We start from the raw sequence: 14718 nt of genomic DNA on the forward strand, positions 1-14718 counted from the left end.
TGTGATCAAGATCTTTATCGGCGTGCTGTTCTGCCTGCTGTTCTTCAGCGACTTCGTCGTGTTGACGTTGGGGCTGGGCAGTGTGTTTGCCGGTTGGCGAGAAATTATCAGCCTGCTGATGATCATGTGGCTGCTGCTGCGGATGCTGGCCAGTGTCTCGGCACGTGGCATGGTCAGCCTCGAAGTCGCACGGTGGTTGCTCGTCGTGCTGTTCTTCGTCTTCCTGTATTTGCTGTTCGGCGACCTTAGCGCGTCGTCGGTGCGCATGTTCCGCGCACTGGCCGTGCCGGTGTTCGTCGGCATGGCGGTGGCTATCTGGTCCCAAGCGGTGCCTGCCGAAAAGAAGCTGCGCCATGTGTACTGGTCGGTGCTGGCAATGAGCGTACTCACCGGCGTGTATGCGTTGTACCAGTACCTGACCATCGCCTCGGCCGAGCAGTTCTGGTACTGGCCGCTGCTTACCGCCAAAGGCTATGAGTTGCAACCCTACAACTCGATGCGTGACGGGCTGCCGCGGGTTTCGGGCTTCTTTACCGGCACGCTGGAATTTTCTGCAGTTATCCTCAATACCGCCGCCATGACCCTGGCCGTGTTGCTCAGCGGGCGCAACTGGTCATTGACCCGGCGGCTGCTGCTGAGTGTTGCCTTCCTGCTGCTGTGCGGGCTGATTGTGATCGGTTCGGTACGTACGGCCATGATCGGCCTGGTGTGTATCTGCTCGATGCTGGTGGTAGCCCGGGTGCTGCGCACGGCCTGGCTGATCTCGCTGCTGGGCTATCTGCAGTTCGTGGGTCTGACCGTGGCGATTTTCGCCTACCTGTCGATGGGCTACACCGAGGACTTGTCGGCACTGGACCGTGAGCGGCAGTGGCTGCACATGTTTGAGGTGCTTGGCGCGCACCCCATGGGCTATGGCTTTGGCGCGGTGGGCCCGGGCCAGCCGCATTGGTTCGATTCTTTCTGGCTCAACCTGCTGGCCACCTGCGGTCTGGTCGGCCTGCTGATCATGGCGGGGTTGATCCTTTGGTATCACAAGCTGGTGACGATCATCGTCCGGGACAGGCCTCGCGCCAGCTCCTGGAAAAACGGCCTGGGCAACTTCGTGATTGCCAGCTACCCGTTCTTCCTGAGCTCGTTCTTCTTCCAGTCCTATACGAACAGTGTTGTCCTCTATATTTTCGCGATCGTGGTGATGGTGATCATTGGTGAAAACAGAAGAACAAAAGTTGAGCTTGGCAGTCCTGATCGTTCTGTATCGGAAAGCTAGCCAGGACTCGATTGCCCTGCAGTCGTTGCTCGCGCAGCAGGCGTTGCTGCGTGACGAGGGTATCGACCTGCGGCTGTACGTCTGGAACAACTCCCCCGGCGTGGCACAGCCGTGCCCGGGCGTACGTTGGTACGAGGCGGACAACCAGCGGCTGTCGGTGGTCTACAACCAGGTGGCCGAACAGGCGTTTGCCGCCGGCGTCGACCTGTTCATGATCTCGGACGACGACACCAACTACTCGAACATCCGCCTGTCTAGTTGCCTTGCGCAAATCGGCCAGGTATGCCGCGCGCCAGGTGGCGAACAGGTGGGCGTATTCATGCCCAGGCTGGTCAGCCATGGGCAACTGGTCAGCCCCGGCAAGCGCTGGCTGTTCATGGGCCGCCTCACACCCAACGTGGCCGCTGGGTTGGTTGACTCGAAAAACCTGCTGGGCATCAACAGTGGCCTGATCTTCACTCGTGAGTGCTTCCAGCGCATGAAGCCTTTCTATGACGAACGGCTGCGCTTCTATGCCACCGATACCGACTTTTTCATCCGCTACGAGGGGTATTTCCCAAAGGCGTGCGTGCTGGATGTGGAGATTGCCCACGACTTGTCCGAGCACAGTGCCGATACCCCCGAGCGTGCCTTGTTCCGTTTCGAGGAAATGATCCACGGGCTGCGAATCAGCTTCCATTCCCACAGCCTGCTGGAGCGCGGCCTGCTTGACCTGTACCTGGTCTATGCGGCCATTCGCAAAGCGGTGGCCTACCGCCGTCCGGCCTTCGTCAAGGCCTTGTTTACCCAGGTGAGGGCCGTGAAATGATGCATGCCTTGCTCGAAAAACTGGTGCTGCTGGTTAAAAAGCGTCCATTGGTTGTCGATCGGCGCATTTCGTCGGGCTACCTGCTGGGGCTGTTCGTGACCAAGCTGCTTATGGCCTGCCGCGGCGTGATCCGCCTGCGCCGGCGGCGCCTGGCGTTCATTGGCTCGGGGGTAACCCTGAAGGAAGTGGGCAAGATCGAGTACGGCCCGGGGCTTGTCATCGACCAGGGTTGTTTCGTCGATGCCTTGTCAAATGACGGCATCCGCTTCGGCACCGCCGTGTCGCTGAACAAGCACATCATCATCGAATGCACCGGCAGCCTGGCCAACATCGGCAAGGGCCTGGTGATTGGCGACAACGTCGGCCTGGGTGCTGGCTGCTTCCTGGGCTGCGCCGGTGGCATCGAAATTGGCAGCGACACCATCATCGGCAACTTCGTCAGCTTCCATTCGGAAAACCACAACTTCGAAGACCCGCTGCAACCCATCCGCCTGCAGGGTGTGACCCGCCAAGGCATCAAGGTAGGCCGCAACTGCTGGATCGGTGCCAAGGTGACCGTACTCGATGGCGCTGTGATCGAAGACGGCTGCGTGTTCGCCGCAGGGGCGGTGGTGGCCGCGGGCGTGTACCGCAAGAATTCGATCTATGGCGGTGTGCCGGCCAAGTTCATCAAGGCGCGCGTAGCGGAAGAAGGGGTGGCATGAAAACGTTGCACTTTGTCCATCTGCTGAATGACTACAGCGGCAGCCCCCGGGTGTTGAACCAGACCATCACCGCGCTACAGCGACATGGTGCCGAATGCACCTTGCATGTGGGCCGCAGCGGCCACGGTGTACTCGATGAGCTGCAGGTACGCACCTGCAGGTTTGCCTACAAGCGCTTCGACAACCGCTGGCTCACCTTGCTGGCGTATGCAGGCTCGCAGGTGGCGCTGTTCTTCAGCCTGTTGCACCAGGTGCGGCCGGGGTCGATCGTGCTGGTTAACACCATGCTGCCCTTTGGTGCCGCCCTGGCCGCCCGTTTGCGCGGTGCCAAGGTGGTCTACCACGTGCACGAAACCTCCATCCGGCCTGCGCTGCTCAAGGCGTTCCTGCGCCGGGTGATTGCCGGCTGTGCCAGCAAGGTGGTCTACGTGTCGAAGTACCTGCAGGTACAAGAGGGCGTGGCCGGCGTGCCAGCGGTGACCGTTTACAATGGCCTGGCCGAGGGCTTCCAGCAACAGGCGATGGCCACGCCGTACCAGCACTTGCACGACGGCCGCTTCAACGTACTGATGCTGGCGTCGTTGAAGGGCTACAAGGGGGTGGACGAGTTCGTCGCTCTGGCCACGGCACTGGCTGCGGACTCTGTGCTGAAGTTCACCTTGGTGCTCAATGCCAGCCCGCAGGAAGTGGACGCCTACTTCGCCGGCAAGGCACTGCCGCAAAACCTCATGCTCAGCCCGGCCAGTTCCGAGGTGGCGAAGTTCTACCGCAAAGCCAGCCTGGTGCTGAACCTGTCCCACGTGGACGGCTGGGTCGAAACCTTTGGCCTGACCATTCTCGAGGCGATGGCTTTCGGCATCCCGACCATCGTGCCCCCGGTAGGCGGCCCGGTCGAACTGGTCAGCGATGGGGTAGAAGGCTACCAGATCGATTCGAGGAACCATGAACAACTGGTGCGTACCGTTACGCGCCTGTCGCAGGACCCACAGGTGTGCCAGGCATTGTCCGAGCGCGCACGCAGGAAAGCGAGTGAGTTTTCCACTGCCAACTTCCAGAAAAATATCGTGATGGTGTTTGATGACCTATAAGATTGCAGTGATTGGTACGGTAGGTTTGCCCGCTCAATACGGTGGTTGGGAAACACTGACCGAACAATTGGTGCGCAACCTGCCGGGTGACTGCGAACTCACCGTATATTGCAGTGCGCCCCATTACCCCCAGCGCCCGAAGTTTTTCGAACGTGCCCGCCTGGTCTACCTGAACCTCAAGGCCAATGGCGTGCAAAGCATTCCGTACGATGTGCTGAGCATGCTGCACGCCTACCGCAAACATGACCTGATGCTGATTCTGGGTGTTTCCGGCTGCATTGCCCTGCCATTCATGCGCCTGCTGACCCGCAAGCCGATCGTTGTAAACATCGACGGCTATGAATGGAAGCGTGCCAAGTGGTCCAACTTCGCCCGCTGGTTCCTGAAGTTGTCCGAAGCGGTGGCCGTGCGTTTTGCCCACGCGGTCATCACAGACAACAAGGTGTTGCAGGAATACGTGACCTCCGAATACAACAAACCCAGCGAACTGATTGCCTACGGTGGCGACCAGGCCCGGGCCGGTGAGCCAGGCGAGCAAGCCCGCCAGGCTTACTCTTTCCTGAATGCGTCCTATGCCTTTACGGTGTGCCGCATCGAGCCGGAGAACAACATTCATGTCATTCTCGAAGCCTTCGCCGGCTCTGGCATGCCGCTGGCAATCATCGGCAACTGGAACCACAGCGAATACGGCGTGCAACTGCGCAAGCAATACGAAGGGGTGAGCAACATTCACCTGCTGGATCCGATCTACGACGTGGAGCAACTGAGCCCGCTGCGCAGCAATGCCACGGTGTACCTGCATGGCCACAGCGCCGGCGGCACCAACCCGTCGCTTGTCGAAGCCATGTGGCTCGGCCTGCCGGTGGTGGCCTTCGATGTGTCGTTCAACCGCGCCACCACCGAAGATCAGGCGCTGTACTTTGCCGATAGCAGCTCGCTGCGCAACCACGCCCAAGCACTGTTTGCCGATGAGGACGCCCGTGCGCAGCTATCGGCGCGCCTGCATGAAATTGCCAACCGCCGATACCGATGGTCGGTGGTGGCAGAGCAGTACCGTAGCGTGTTCACCCGCCTGCTGGGCCGGGCGGGGAGAGGCTGATGGCCGAGCAAGGTAACGGGCAACGGCCAGGTATCCTGGCCACTGGCGGTAGCGGTTTTGTCGGCAAGGTGTTGCTGCAGCGGCTTGCTGCAGACACTCGCTGGGCGCCGCGCGCGCTGGTACGGCAGGCGCCCGGCCAGCGGCTGGCGGGCGTCGACTACCGGCCATTCAGCGAACTGGCAGCGGTGGATGTTGCGTCCGGGCATTTCGAGCAGGTCGACACCATAATCCACCTGGCTTCCCGTGTGCACGTAATGCAGGAAACCGCCGCCGATCCGCTGGCCGAGTTCCGCCGGGTAAACGTGGAGGGTACCCTGAGCCTGGCCCGAGCCGCCGCCCAGGCCGGTGTGCGGCGCTTCATTTTTGTAAGTTCGGTGAAGGTGAACGGCGAAACCACCAACGGCCGCCAGCCGTTCACCGCCGACGACCCCCCCGCGCCGTCGGACCCGTACGGCATCTCCAAGCGCGAAGCCGAAGACGGCCTGCGCCAACTGGCGGCTGAAACCGGGCTGGAGGTGGTGATCGTGCGCCCGGTGCTGGTGTATGGTCCAGGCGTGAAAGCCAACTTCCGCAGCATGATGAACTGGCTGAGCAAAGGCGTGCCGCTGCCGTTTGGCGCCATCCACAACAAACGCAGCCTGGTGGCGCTGGACAACCTGGTGGACCTGCTGGTGACCTGCATCGACCACCCGGCCGCCGCCAACCAGACTTTTCTGGCCAGCGACGGCCACGACCTGTCCACCACCGAACTGCTGCAACTGCTGGGCAAGGCGCTGGGCAAGCCAGCCAGGTTGTTGCCCGTGCCCGCCGCCTGGTTGAAAGGCGCGGCCACCTTGGCCGGCAAGGCCGGGCTGGCCCAGCGCCTGTGCGGCTCGCTGCAGGTAGACATTGGCAAAACACGTGAATTGCTGGGCTGGCAGCCCCCGCTGGATGTCGACCAGGCACTGCGGGCCACGGCACTAAACTTTCTGAAAGAGCAAGACAAATGATGGCATGGTGGCTTATCCCCCTGGTCGCAGGGGTATCCCTGCTTTTGACCGCAGTGCTGCGGCGCTACGCCCTGAACAAGCAGATCATCGACGTGCCCAACGCGCGCAGTTCGCACACCGTGCCCACCCCACGGGGTGGCGGTGTGGCTATTGTGCTGAGCTTTCTTGGCTGCCTGCCGCTACTGGGCCTGGTGGGCGCAGTGCCGCTGCCGGCACTGGTTGCCATCGGCGGGGCAGGGGCACTGATCGCGGTAATCGGCTTCATGGACGACCACGGCCACATCGCTGCCCGCTGGCGCCTGCTTGGCCACTTCGCCGCGGCCGCCTGGATGCTGTACTGGCTGGGTGGCCTGGCGCCGCTGCAAGTGTTCGGCTTTACCCTGGACCTGCAGTGGTTCGGCTACATCCTGGCCGCGTTCTACAGCGTGTGGATGCTCAACCTGTATAACTTCATGGATGGTATCGACGGCATCGCCAGCGTCGAAGCGGTGACCGCCTGCCTGGGCATGGTGCTGCTCTCGGCCCTGGCCGGTATGCCACAGTTGATGGCGCTGCCACTGTTGCTGGCCGCGGCCACGCTGGGCTTCCTGTTCTGGAACTTCCCGCCGGCCAGGATCTTCATGGGTGACGCCGGCAGTGGCTTCCTTGGTATCGTGCTGGCAGGCTTGTCGCTGCAGGCGGCCTGGGCCGCGCCGCAGCTTTTCTGGTGCTGGCTGATCCTGTTGGGCGTGTTCGTGGTCGACGCTACCTTCACCCTGATCCGCCGCCTGCTGCGCGGCGACAAGGTCTACGAAGCGCACCGCAGCCATGCCTACCAGTTCGCCTCGCGCCACTACGGCAAGCACTTGCCGGTGACGCTTGCAGTGGCCGGGCTCAACCTGTTCTGGCTCCTGCCGGTGGCCCTGTGTGTGCTGTTGCTGGGCCTGGACGGCGTGTTGGGCGTGATCATCGCCTACCTGCCATTGGCGTTTCTGGCCGTGCGCTGGCGCGCCGGTGAACTCGAACACTAGCTAGAGTGATAGAAAGAAGACGCTAGACATGTCACTTTGCAACACTCTCAGAGGTTCTATGGATAAGCTGCGCTCAAGACTGCTTGGACTACCTCGACGCCACAAACGGCTGATCCAGGTAGCGACCGATGTAATTCTGGTCTGGTTCGCGCTGTGGCTGGCGTTTGTCGTGCGCCTGGGCATCGATGACCTGGCCAACCCTGTCCGTGATCACACCTGGCTGTTCATAACGGCGCCGATCATCTCGATCCCGTTGTTCATCCGCTTTGGTCTTTACCGGGCGGTGATGCGCTATTTCGGCAATGACGCACTGATCGCCATCATCAAGGCGGTCACCCTGTCGGCGCTGATCCTCGGTTTCATCATCTACTGGGCCAGCAACCACCAGAACGTGGTACCGCGCTCGATCACCTTCAACTACTGGTGGCTGAGCCTGATCATGGTCGGCGGCCTGCGCCTGGCCATGCGCCAGTACTTCCTCGGCGACTGGTTTGCCACAGCCGTACAGCACGTGCCCTTCGCCAACCGCGACGACGGCCTGCCACGGGTGGCCGTCTACGGCGCCGGCTCGGCCGGTAACCAGCTGGTGGCAGCGCTGCGCATGGGCAAGGCCATGCGCCCGGTAGCGTTCATCGACGACGATGTCAGCATCACCGACCGTGTGATCGCCGGCCTTCAGGTGTACCAGCCGGAACAGCTGCAACGCATGATCGACGATACCGGCGCCGAAGAAATCCTGCTGGCGCTGCCCTCGGTCAGCCGCAGCCGTCGTCGCGAAATCCTCAACCTGCTGGAAGGTTACCCACTGCACGTGCGCAGTGTGCCCGGCTTCATGGACCTGGCCAGCGGCCGGGTCAAGGTGGACGACATCCAGGAGGTGGACATTGCCGACCTGCTTGGCCGCGACGCGGTGCCTGCCCAAGGCGACCTGCTACAGCACTGCATCATCGACCAGACGGTCATGGTGACCGGGGCCGGCGGCTCGATCGGCTCCGAGCTGTGCCGCCAGATCCTCGGGCAGACACCGCGCACCCTGCTGTTGTTCGATCACAGCGAATTCAACCTGTACACCATTGCCGGCGAACTGGAGCAGCGCATCATTCGCGAAGGCCTGGCCGTGCAGCTGATCCCCATCCTCGGCTCGGTCCGCGACCAGGCCAAGATGCTCGATGTGATGCGCGCCTGGCAAGTGGACACCGTGTACCACGCCGCGGCCTACAAGCACGTACCGATCGTCGAGCACAACATTGCCGAAGGCCTGTCGAACAACGTGTTCGGCACCCTGTACACCGCTCAGGCCGCGCTGCAGGCCGGCGTTGCCAACTTTGTGCTGATTTCCACCGACAAGGCCGTGCGCCCCACCAACGTGATGGGCAGTACCAAGCGCCTGGCCGAAATGGTGCTGCAGGCCCTTAGCCGCGAGCTGGCGCCAGTACTGATGGGCGACACCGGCAACGTCTCGCAGGTGAACAAGACCCGCTTCACCATGGTGCGTTTCGGCAACGTGCTGGGTTCGTCGGGCTCGGTCATTCCGCTGTTCCACAAGCAGATCAAGGCGGGTGGGCCGTTGACCGTGACCCACCCGAAAATCACCCGTTACTTCATGACCATCCCCGAGGCCGCGCAACTGGTGATCCAGGCCGGTTCCATGGGGCAAGGCGGTGACGTGTTCGTGCTGGACATGGGCGAACCAGTGAAGATCGTGGAGCTGGCGGAAAAGATGATTCACCTGTCCGGCTTCAGCATCCGCTCCGAGCGCAATCCGCTGGGTGACATTGCCATCAACTTCACCGGCCTGCGCCCGGGCGAGAAGTTGTACGAAGAGCTACTGATCGGCGACAACGTGATTGCCACCCGTCACCCCATGATCATGAGCGCAAACGAGGACTACCTGCCCTGGGATGTGCTGAAGCAGCGCCTTGACGCCCTGCGCGCGGCGACTGCGGAAGATGACTTTGCCACCGTGCGACAGCTGCTGCGTGACACCGTAAGCGGCTACGTGCCCGGCGGCGACATTGTGGATTGGTTGTACCAGCGCCGACGCATGGAGCCCTGAACGCTGTACTTACAAAATGAACGGCGGTGCCGATACAGGAACGCCTACATGAACTTCAAACGCTGTGAAGTTTGAACGCGGGAATTGGGAAGAACTGAACGATGACTATTCTGGTAACTGGTGGTGCGGGTTTCATTGGCGCGAACTTCGTGCTGGACTGGCTGGCCAGCAATGATGAGCCCATGGTCAACCTCGACAAACTCACCTATGCAGGCAACCTGCAGACACTGAGCAGCCTGCAGGGTGACGCGCGGCATATTTTCGTGCATGGCGACATTGGTGATTCCGCGCTGGTGGACCAGCTGCTGAAAACCCACCAGCCACGCGCCATCGTCAACTTTGCCGCCGAGTCCCACGTCGACCGTTCGATCCACGGCCCGGAAGACTTCATCGAAACCAACATCGTCGGCACCTTCCGCCTGCTGGAAGCAGTACGCGCCTACTGGGGCGGCCTGGATGACCAGGCGCGCCATGCGTTCCGTTTCCTGCATGTGTCCACCGATGAAGTTTACGGTTCGCTGGCCGCCGACGAACCTGCCTTCACCGAAACGCACCAGTACCAGCCCAACAGCCCGTACTCGGCCAGCAAGGCCGCCAGCGACCACCTGGTGCGCTCGTACCACCACACCTACGGCCTGCCGGTGCTAACCACCAATTGCTCGAACAACTACGGCCCTTATCACTTCCCGGAAAAGCTCATCCCGCTGATGATCGTCAACGCCCTGGCCGGCAAACCGCTGCCGGTATACGGCGACGGCCAGCAGATTCGCGACTGGCTGTACGTCAAGGACCACTGCAGCGCCATCCGCCGCGTGCTGGAAGCTGGCAAGACCGGCGAGGTGTACAACGTGGGCGGTTGGAACGAAAAGCCCAACCTGGAGATCGTCAACCGCGTGTGCGCTCTGCTGGACGAACTGCGCCCCCGCGCCGACGGCAAGCCCTACGCCGAGCAGATCACTTACGTGACCGACCGCCCAGGCCATGACCGTCGATATGCCATCGACGCCCGCAAGCTTGAGCGCGAACTGGGTTGGAAGCCTGCCGAAACCTTCGAAACCGGTATTCGCAAGACCGTGGCCTGGTACCTCGACAACCAGGAGTGGGTGCAGAACGTACAGTCTGGAAGCTACCGCGACTGGGTCGAAAAAAACTACGCAGGGCGCTCGGCATGAAGATTCTGCTACTGGGCAAGGACGGCCAGGTAGGTTGGGAGCTGCAACGCAGCCTGGCCCCGCTGGGCCAGGTGCTGGCGCTCAATTCCCGCAGCAAGGCACACTGCGGCGACCTGGCCAACCTGCCGGGCCTGGCTGAAACCGTGCGCGCCTACGCCCCCGATGTAATCGTCAACGCCGCCGCCTACACCGCCGTTGACAAGGCGGAGAGCGACCGCGAGCAAGTCTTCAAGGTTAACGCCGAAGCCGTCGGCGTGCTGGCCCGCGCCGCTGCCGACTGCGGAGCACTGCTGGTGCATTACTCTACCGATTACGTGTTCCCGGGGCAGGGCACTCAAGCCTGGCGCGAAGACGACAACGTCGGCCCACTGAATGCCTATGGCGAAAGCAAGCTGGCCGGCGAACAGGCCATCCAGGCTGCCGGTTGCCAGCAACTGATCTTCCGCACCTGCTGGGTGTATGCCGCTCGCGGCAACAATTTCGCCAAGACCATGCTGCGCCTGGCTGCGGAACGCGACAGCCTGGGCGTTATCGACGACCAGCATGGCGCCCCGACCGGTGCCGAACTGATCGCCGACATCACCGCCCACGCCATCACCGCCACCCGTCGCGACCCGGCCCTGGCCGGCCTGTACCACCTGGCGGCGGCCGGCGAAACCACCTGGTGCGGCTACGCTCGTTATGTGCTGGAGCAGGCAGTGGCCCTGGGGGTGCCATTGAAAGCCCACGCCGAAAAGGTCAACCCATTGACCACCGACGACTACCCGACTCCGGCCAAGCGGCCGGCCAATTCGCGTCTGGACACCCATAAACTGCAGCAAGCCTTTGCCCTGACCCTGCCAGACTGGCGCCTGGGTGTGGCTCGCATGCTTTCGGAAATACACGAGAAATGACCACTATGAAGCGTAAAGGCATCATTCTGGCGGGCGGGTCGGGTACCCGTCTGCACCCCGCGACCCTGGCTATTTCCAAGCAGCTGCTGCCGGTGTACGACAAGCCGATGATCTACTACCCGCTGACCACCCTGATGCTGGCGGGTATCCAGGACATCCTGATCATCTCCACCCCGCAGGACACCCCGCGTTTCGAGCAACTGCTGGGCGACGGCCACCAGTGGGGCATCAACATCAGCTACGCCGTGCAGGCTTCGCCAGACGGCCTGGCACAGGCCTTCCTGATCGGTGAGGAATTCATCGGCAACGACCTGTCGGCGCTGGTGCTGGGCGACAACATCTATTACGGCCACGACTTCCAGCAACTGCTGCGCAACGCCATGGATCGCGACGAAGGCGCCAGTGTGTTCGCCTACCACGTGCACGACCCCGAGCGTTACGGCGTGGTCGAGTTCGATGAGAAGGGCAAGGCAATCAGCCTGGAGGAAAAGCCGACCAAGCCGAAGTCCAGTTATGCCGTGACCGGGTTGTACTTCTACGACAAGGACGTGGTCGAGATTGCCAAAGGCATCAAGCCGTCTGCGCGGGGTGAACTGGAGATTACCGATTTGAACCGGGTGTACCTGGAGCAGAACCGGTTGTCGGTGGAGATCATGGGGCGCGGGTATGCCTGGCTGGATACCGGGACGCATGATTCTTTGCTCGAGGCTAGTGGGTATATCGCGACCATTGAGCGGCGGCAGGGGTTGAAGGTGGCTTGTCCGGAAGAGGTGGCGTACAGGCAGGGGTGGATTGGGGCGGAACAGTTGTTGAAGCTGGCGGAGCCGTTGGCTAAGAATGGGTATGGGCAGTATTTGAAGAGGTTGGTGGGGGATAGGGTTTATTGATAGGTTTTTTGGCCTTTACCCTTGAGGTGGAAGGCTTTTGGAACTTCAGATTTTGCGAAAATCAAGAATCCCTAAATCAAATTTTCTTGATAAACGAAGCTTGTCAGCAAGTCGGAGGTTCTTACTTCCGACCCGCCGCCAGTATTTGGGTGGGTCGGAAGCTCTGGGGTGATAAAAACAGAATGTTTAGAATTATTGAGTGCTATTCCTGCCTAGCTGTTGTGCTTTTGAGGCCAGGGCGGCAATAGGCTGCGGCAAGGTTCCAGTCTTAATAACCTCTCGGCCAATGAGTTCCGATCCAATCATGCTCAGGTGGCCACGATCATAGTAAAGCAGCGCGCCATCCTTATAGGCAGAGCAAACTCCGCTTTTGCAAACTTGATCCCTGACGCCAAAAGTGCTGACATTCGGATATCGGTCCGCCAATTCTACGAGAAAGGCATTTGTTTTGCTATCCGATGTCGAAGCGAAGATGGCTTTTGAAACGCAATCCATACCAGGGAAGCGGATAGCTTTGGCACTGCACATGCGATCGAGCTCTTCAAACACAGGAACGTTCAAGGCGATGAGCACTTGGTTACCGTTGCTGGCCAATTCGGCAATAGTCTTCTCGAACTGTGCCTGCCCATTCGCTTTTGCGTAATTATCCCAAGCTGCACCAATGATCACAGTGCGATAGTTTTTTGACTCGGCAAACGCTTTGTTATTGAATTCTTGGCACGATTGCTGTTGAGCCGGAGGTACCAAGCCTTTTAGCTCGCGGACCGGCGGGCAGGAGGAGTGTGAGATATTACGGACAGCGAAGTGAGAGTTTTCTGCTACAACCTTTAAGTAGCCCACATAGTGGGCTGCATTGGAGTCGCCCCACAGCAGCGTCTCTGCCGGCGTCGACTTATCACCGATCAGGCATCGATCTTGAGTCCATAACTCTGGATTATTCTTGAACATTTGGCAATTGAACGGGAACTTACTTGCTGCTTTCGTGTTGAAATCATGCTGATTCAGTTGCGCGAGATACACTTTGCCAGAAGCTGTGGGCCATAGCCCTTTATTTTGGACCAGAACATAGCTCACGGCAATAACTGCAAGGCTTGTTGCAAAGATCGGAGTTGCTTTAGTGATTAGCCATCGCGGCGAATGCGATCGGAAGGGGGTTTCGATCAGACGGTAGGTGAGTTCGGTCAGTCCCCACATTAGCAGAGCACAGGTGATGCCCCCGGCCAGAGTGGGCTCTCCGTAGGCATAACGATAGAAAGCCAGCACCGGCCAGTGCCAGAGGTAGAGGGAGAACGAACGGAAGCCAATTTTCCGAGCAATAGGGTTTGCGAGAATTTTAGGAAGCAGGCCAGCCTGATTGGATCCCCCAAGAATCAAAAGGGCCGCACCAACCGATGGGATGATAGAGCGAATGCCAGGGAATCCTCCTTTCTCATCGAGCAAGACTAGTGACACAGCGATGAGCGCTAGGCCCACGAAGCTGGCAACATTCGCCACAGCAGTGCTAACACGGCGAGAATCCTGCCACAGGAAAAGCAATGCGCCGATCAGCAATTCGCCTGCACGAGAAGGCAGCATGTAGTAGGCAAATGATGGTTCTCGAGTTACGTAGTATTCGCTTACCGCGAACGAGGCGATCGCGATAATCACAGCGCTGGCCGCAAGCAAGCGCTTACCACCCAATTTCATGGCAATGATCATCAGGGCTGGCCACACTAGGTAAAACTGCTCTTCAACACCCAAAGACCACATGTGCAGTAGGGGCACGGTTTCAGAGGATGGCGCGAAATAGCTGGTGTCCAGGAATAGCCAGAAGTAGATGTTCGCGGCTGAAAGTGCCGCAGCGATGGAGGAACCCGATAGATCTTTAACATCGGCCGGCATCATCAGCAGAGATCCAGTGATTAGCGTAATAGCTGTGACGAAGATCGCCGCCGGTAAGATTCGACGCACCCGGCGACCATAGAAGTCAGCGAATGAGAAACTCGGGCCGTTGCCATAGATGATTCCAGTGATCAGGAACCCGGAAATGACGAAGAACGCGTCTACACCGACAAAACCGCCGGGTAGCCATTGCTTGTTGAAGTGGAAGAGTGTTACAGCCAAGACGGCCAGTGCCCTCAGTCCATCGATGTCTGGGCGATAGGCTAATTGCTTACTATGCATTTACTGAATCCCTTGGAGCTTTCAAAGGTTACGATGATACCGTTTTGCTTTGCTCTTGGCCTAGGATTTCTCACAAGGACATGTTGGTTTGATGTATTGCCGCCAAATAGTGCGAAGGCGGCGAAGATTGAAAAAGATCCTATTAGTTTTATCTGAATGGTCCAGAGTACATAGTTATAGCGACTATCTCCCAGAGCTAGTGCGCCAAAAATTGCGTCTCGGATCGCTCCGCCCCATGTAGCGTTGAATAGATAGAGTGTGGAAAGTACCGGGGTAGGAGTCACATTCGGAGCTCCATAAGCGCCGAGCTTCATGAGAGTACATCCGATCAGAACAGATACGGCGACGGGTACACCTAAGCGGACATAGCGTTTGACAGTGGCTTTGCGAATAGCATTCAGGACATTTGTGTGCCTTGAAACGCTATAGGTGAGAACTAGCCCGCTCAAAATAAAAAAACATTGAGACGGAGAAACCGCCACGGTAAAAAAAGAGAATGGGCTATCAGACCACTCTATTCCGTCTAACGGGCGACCTTTGGTGCGTTGGTCTAGATGCATGGCTGGATAGTACCAGAATAAC

General features: G+C 59.7%; 12 protein-coding genes. 11 read left to right on the plus strand and 1 reads right to left on the minus strand.

What is annotated here, in order from left to right; translation table 11 throughout:
- Nucleotide 1 precedes the first annotated feature (1 nt).
- The 11 genes from ACK1U9_RS16435 to rfbA all read left to right on the plus strand — a co-directional run bounded on the left by ACK1U9_RS16435 (nucleotide 2) and on the right by rfbA (nucleotide 11973).
- On the plus strand, nucleotides 2-1267 hold the full coding sequence (locus ACK1U9_RS16435; RefSeq protein WP_449110028.1) for a hypothetical protein: 1266 nt from the start codon (nucleotides 2-4) through the stop codon (nucleotides 1265-1267).
- The gene (locus ACK1U9_RS16440; protein WP_449110029.1) at nucleotides 1227-2075 is read left to right on the plus strand and encodes a hypothetical protein; all 849 of its coding nucleotides are present in this window, start codon (nucleotides 1227-1229) and stop codon (nucleotides 2073-2075) included. The genes ACK1U9_RS16435 and ACK1U9_RS16440 overlap by 41 nt, the downstream gene beginning before the upstream one ends.
- The gene (locus ACK1U9_RS16445; RefSeq protein WP_046615532.1) at nucleotides 2072-2779 is read left to right on the plus strand and encodes an acyltransferase; all 708 of its coding nucleotides are present in this window, start codon (nucleotides 2072-2074) and stop codon (nucleotides 2777-2779) included. Before ACK1U9_RS16440 ends, ACK1U9_RS16445 begins: the two co-directional genes overlap by 4 nt.
- Entirely contained in the window at nucleotides 2776-3867 is a 1092-nt protein-coding gene (locus tag ACK1U9_RS16450) for a glycosyltransferase family 4 protein (protein ID WP_108480539.1), read from the plus strand. Before ACK1U9_RS16445 ends, ACK1U9_RS16450 begins: the two co-directional genes overlap by 4 nt.
- Nucleotides 3857-4966: a DUF1972 domain-containing protein gene (locus tag ACK1U9_RS16455; RefSeq protein WP_108480540.1), complete on the plus strand. Its 1110-nt coding sequence runs from the start codon at nucleotides 3857-3859 to the stop codon at nucleotides 4964-4966. Before ACK1U9_RS16450 ends, ACK1U9_RS16455 begins: the two co-directional genes overlap by 11 nt.
- Entirely contained in the window at nucleotides 4966-5955 is a 990-nt protein-coding gene (locus tag ACK1U9_RS16460) for a UDP-glucose 4-epimerase family protein (RefSeq protein WP_085601037.1), read from the plus strand. The genes ACK1U9_RS16455 and ACK1U9_RS16460 overlap by 1 nt, the downstream gene beginning before the upstream one ends.
- Nucleotides 5952-6965: an MraY family glycosyltransferase gene (locus ACK1U9_RS16465; protein WP_322493217.1), complete on the plus strand. Its 1014-nt coding sequence runs from the start codon at nucleotides 5952-5954 to the stop codon at nucleotides 6963-6965. The genes ACK1U9_RS16460 and ACK1U9_RS16465 overlap by 4 nt, the downstream gene beginning before the upstream one ends.
- A 58-nt stretch (nucleotides 6966-7023) precedes the next feature.
- Nucleotides 7024-9021 carry a polysaccharide biosynthesis protein gene (locus ACK1U9_RS16470; protein WP_196182693.1) on the plus strand — a complete coding sequence of 666 codons (1998 nt, stop codon included), beginning with the start codon at nucleotides 7024-7026 and terminating at the stop codon, nucleotides 9019-9021.
- Nucleotides 9022-9122: 101 nt separating this feature from the next.
- Complete coding sequence (gene rfbB, locus ACK1U9_RS16475) at nucleotides 9123-10193, plus strand: dTDP-glucose 4,6-dehydratase (RefSeq protein WP_449110030.1); 1071 nt, start codon at nucleotides 9123-9125, stop codon at nucleotides 10191-10193.
- Nucleotides 10190-11086: a dTDP-4-dehydrorhamnose reductase gene (rfbD, locus tag ACK1U9_RS16480; RefSeq protein WP_449110031.1), complete on the plus strand. Its 897-nt coding sequence runs from the start codon at nucleotides 10190-10192 to the stop codon at nucleotides 11084-11086. Before rfbB ends, rfbD begins: the two co-directional genes overlap by 4 nt.
- A gap of 5 nt (nucleotides 11087-11091) precedes the next feature.
- Nucleotides 11092-11973 carry a glucose-1-phosphate thymidylyltransferase RfbA gene (gene rfbA / locus ACK1U9_RS16485; protein WP_046615523.1) on the plus strand — a complete coding sequence of 294 codons (882 nt, stop codon included), beginning with the start codon at nucleotides 11092-11094 and terminating at the stop codon, nucleotides 11971-11973.
- A gap of 192 nt (nucleotides 11974-12165) precedes the next feature.
- On the opposite strand, the gene ACK1U9_RS16490 is transcribed toward rfbA, so the two are convergent.
- Nucleotides 12166-14136 carry an acyltransferase family protein gene (locus tag ACK1U9_RS16490; RefSeq protein ID WP_342248241.1) on the minus strand — a complete coding sequence of 657 codons (1971 nt, stop codon included), beginning with the start codon at nucleotides 14134-14136 and terminating at the stop codon, nucleotides 12166-12168.
- Between the last annotated feature and the right edge of the window lie 582 nt (nucleotides 14137-14718).

The organism is Pseudomonas sp. XP1 (assembly GCF_053557675.1).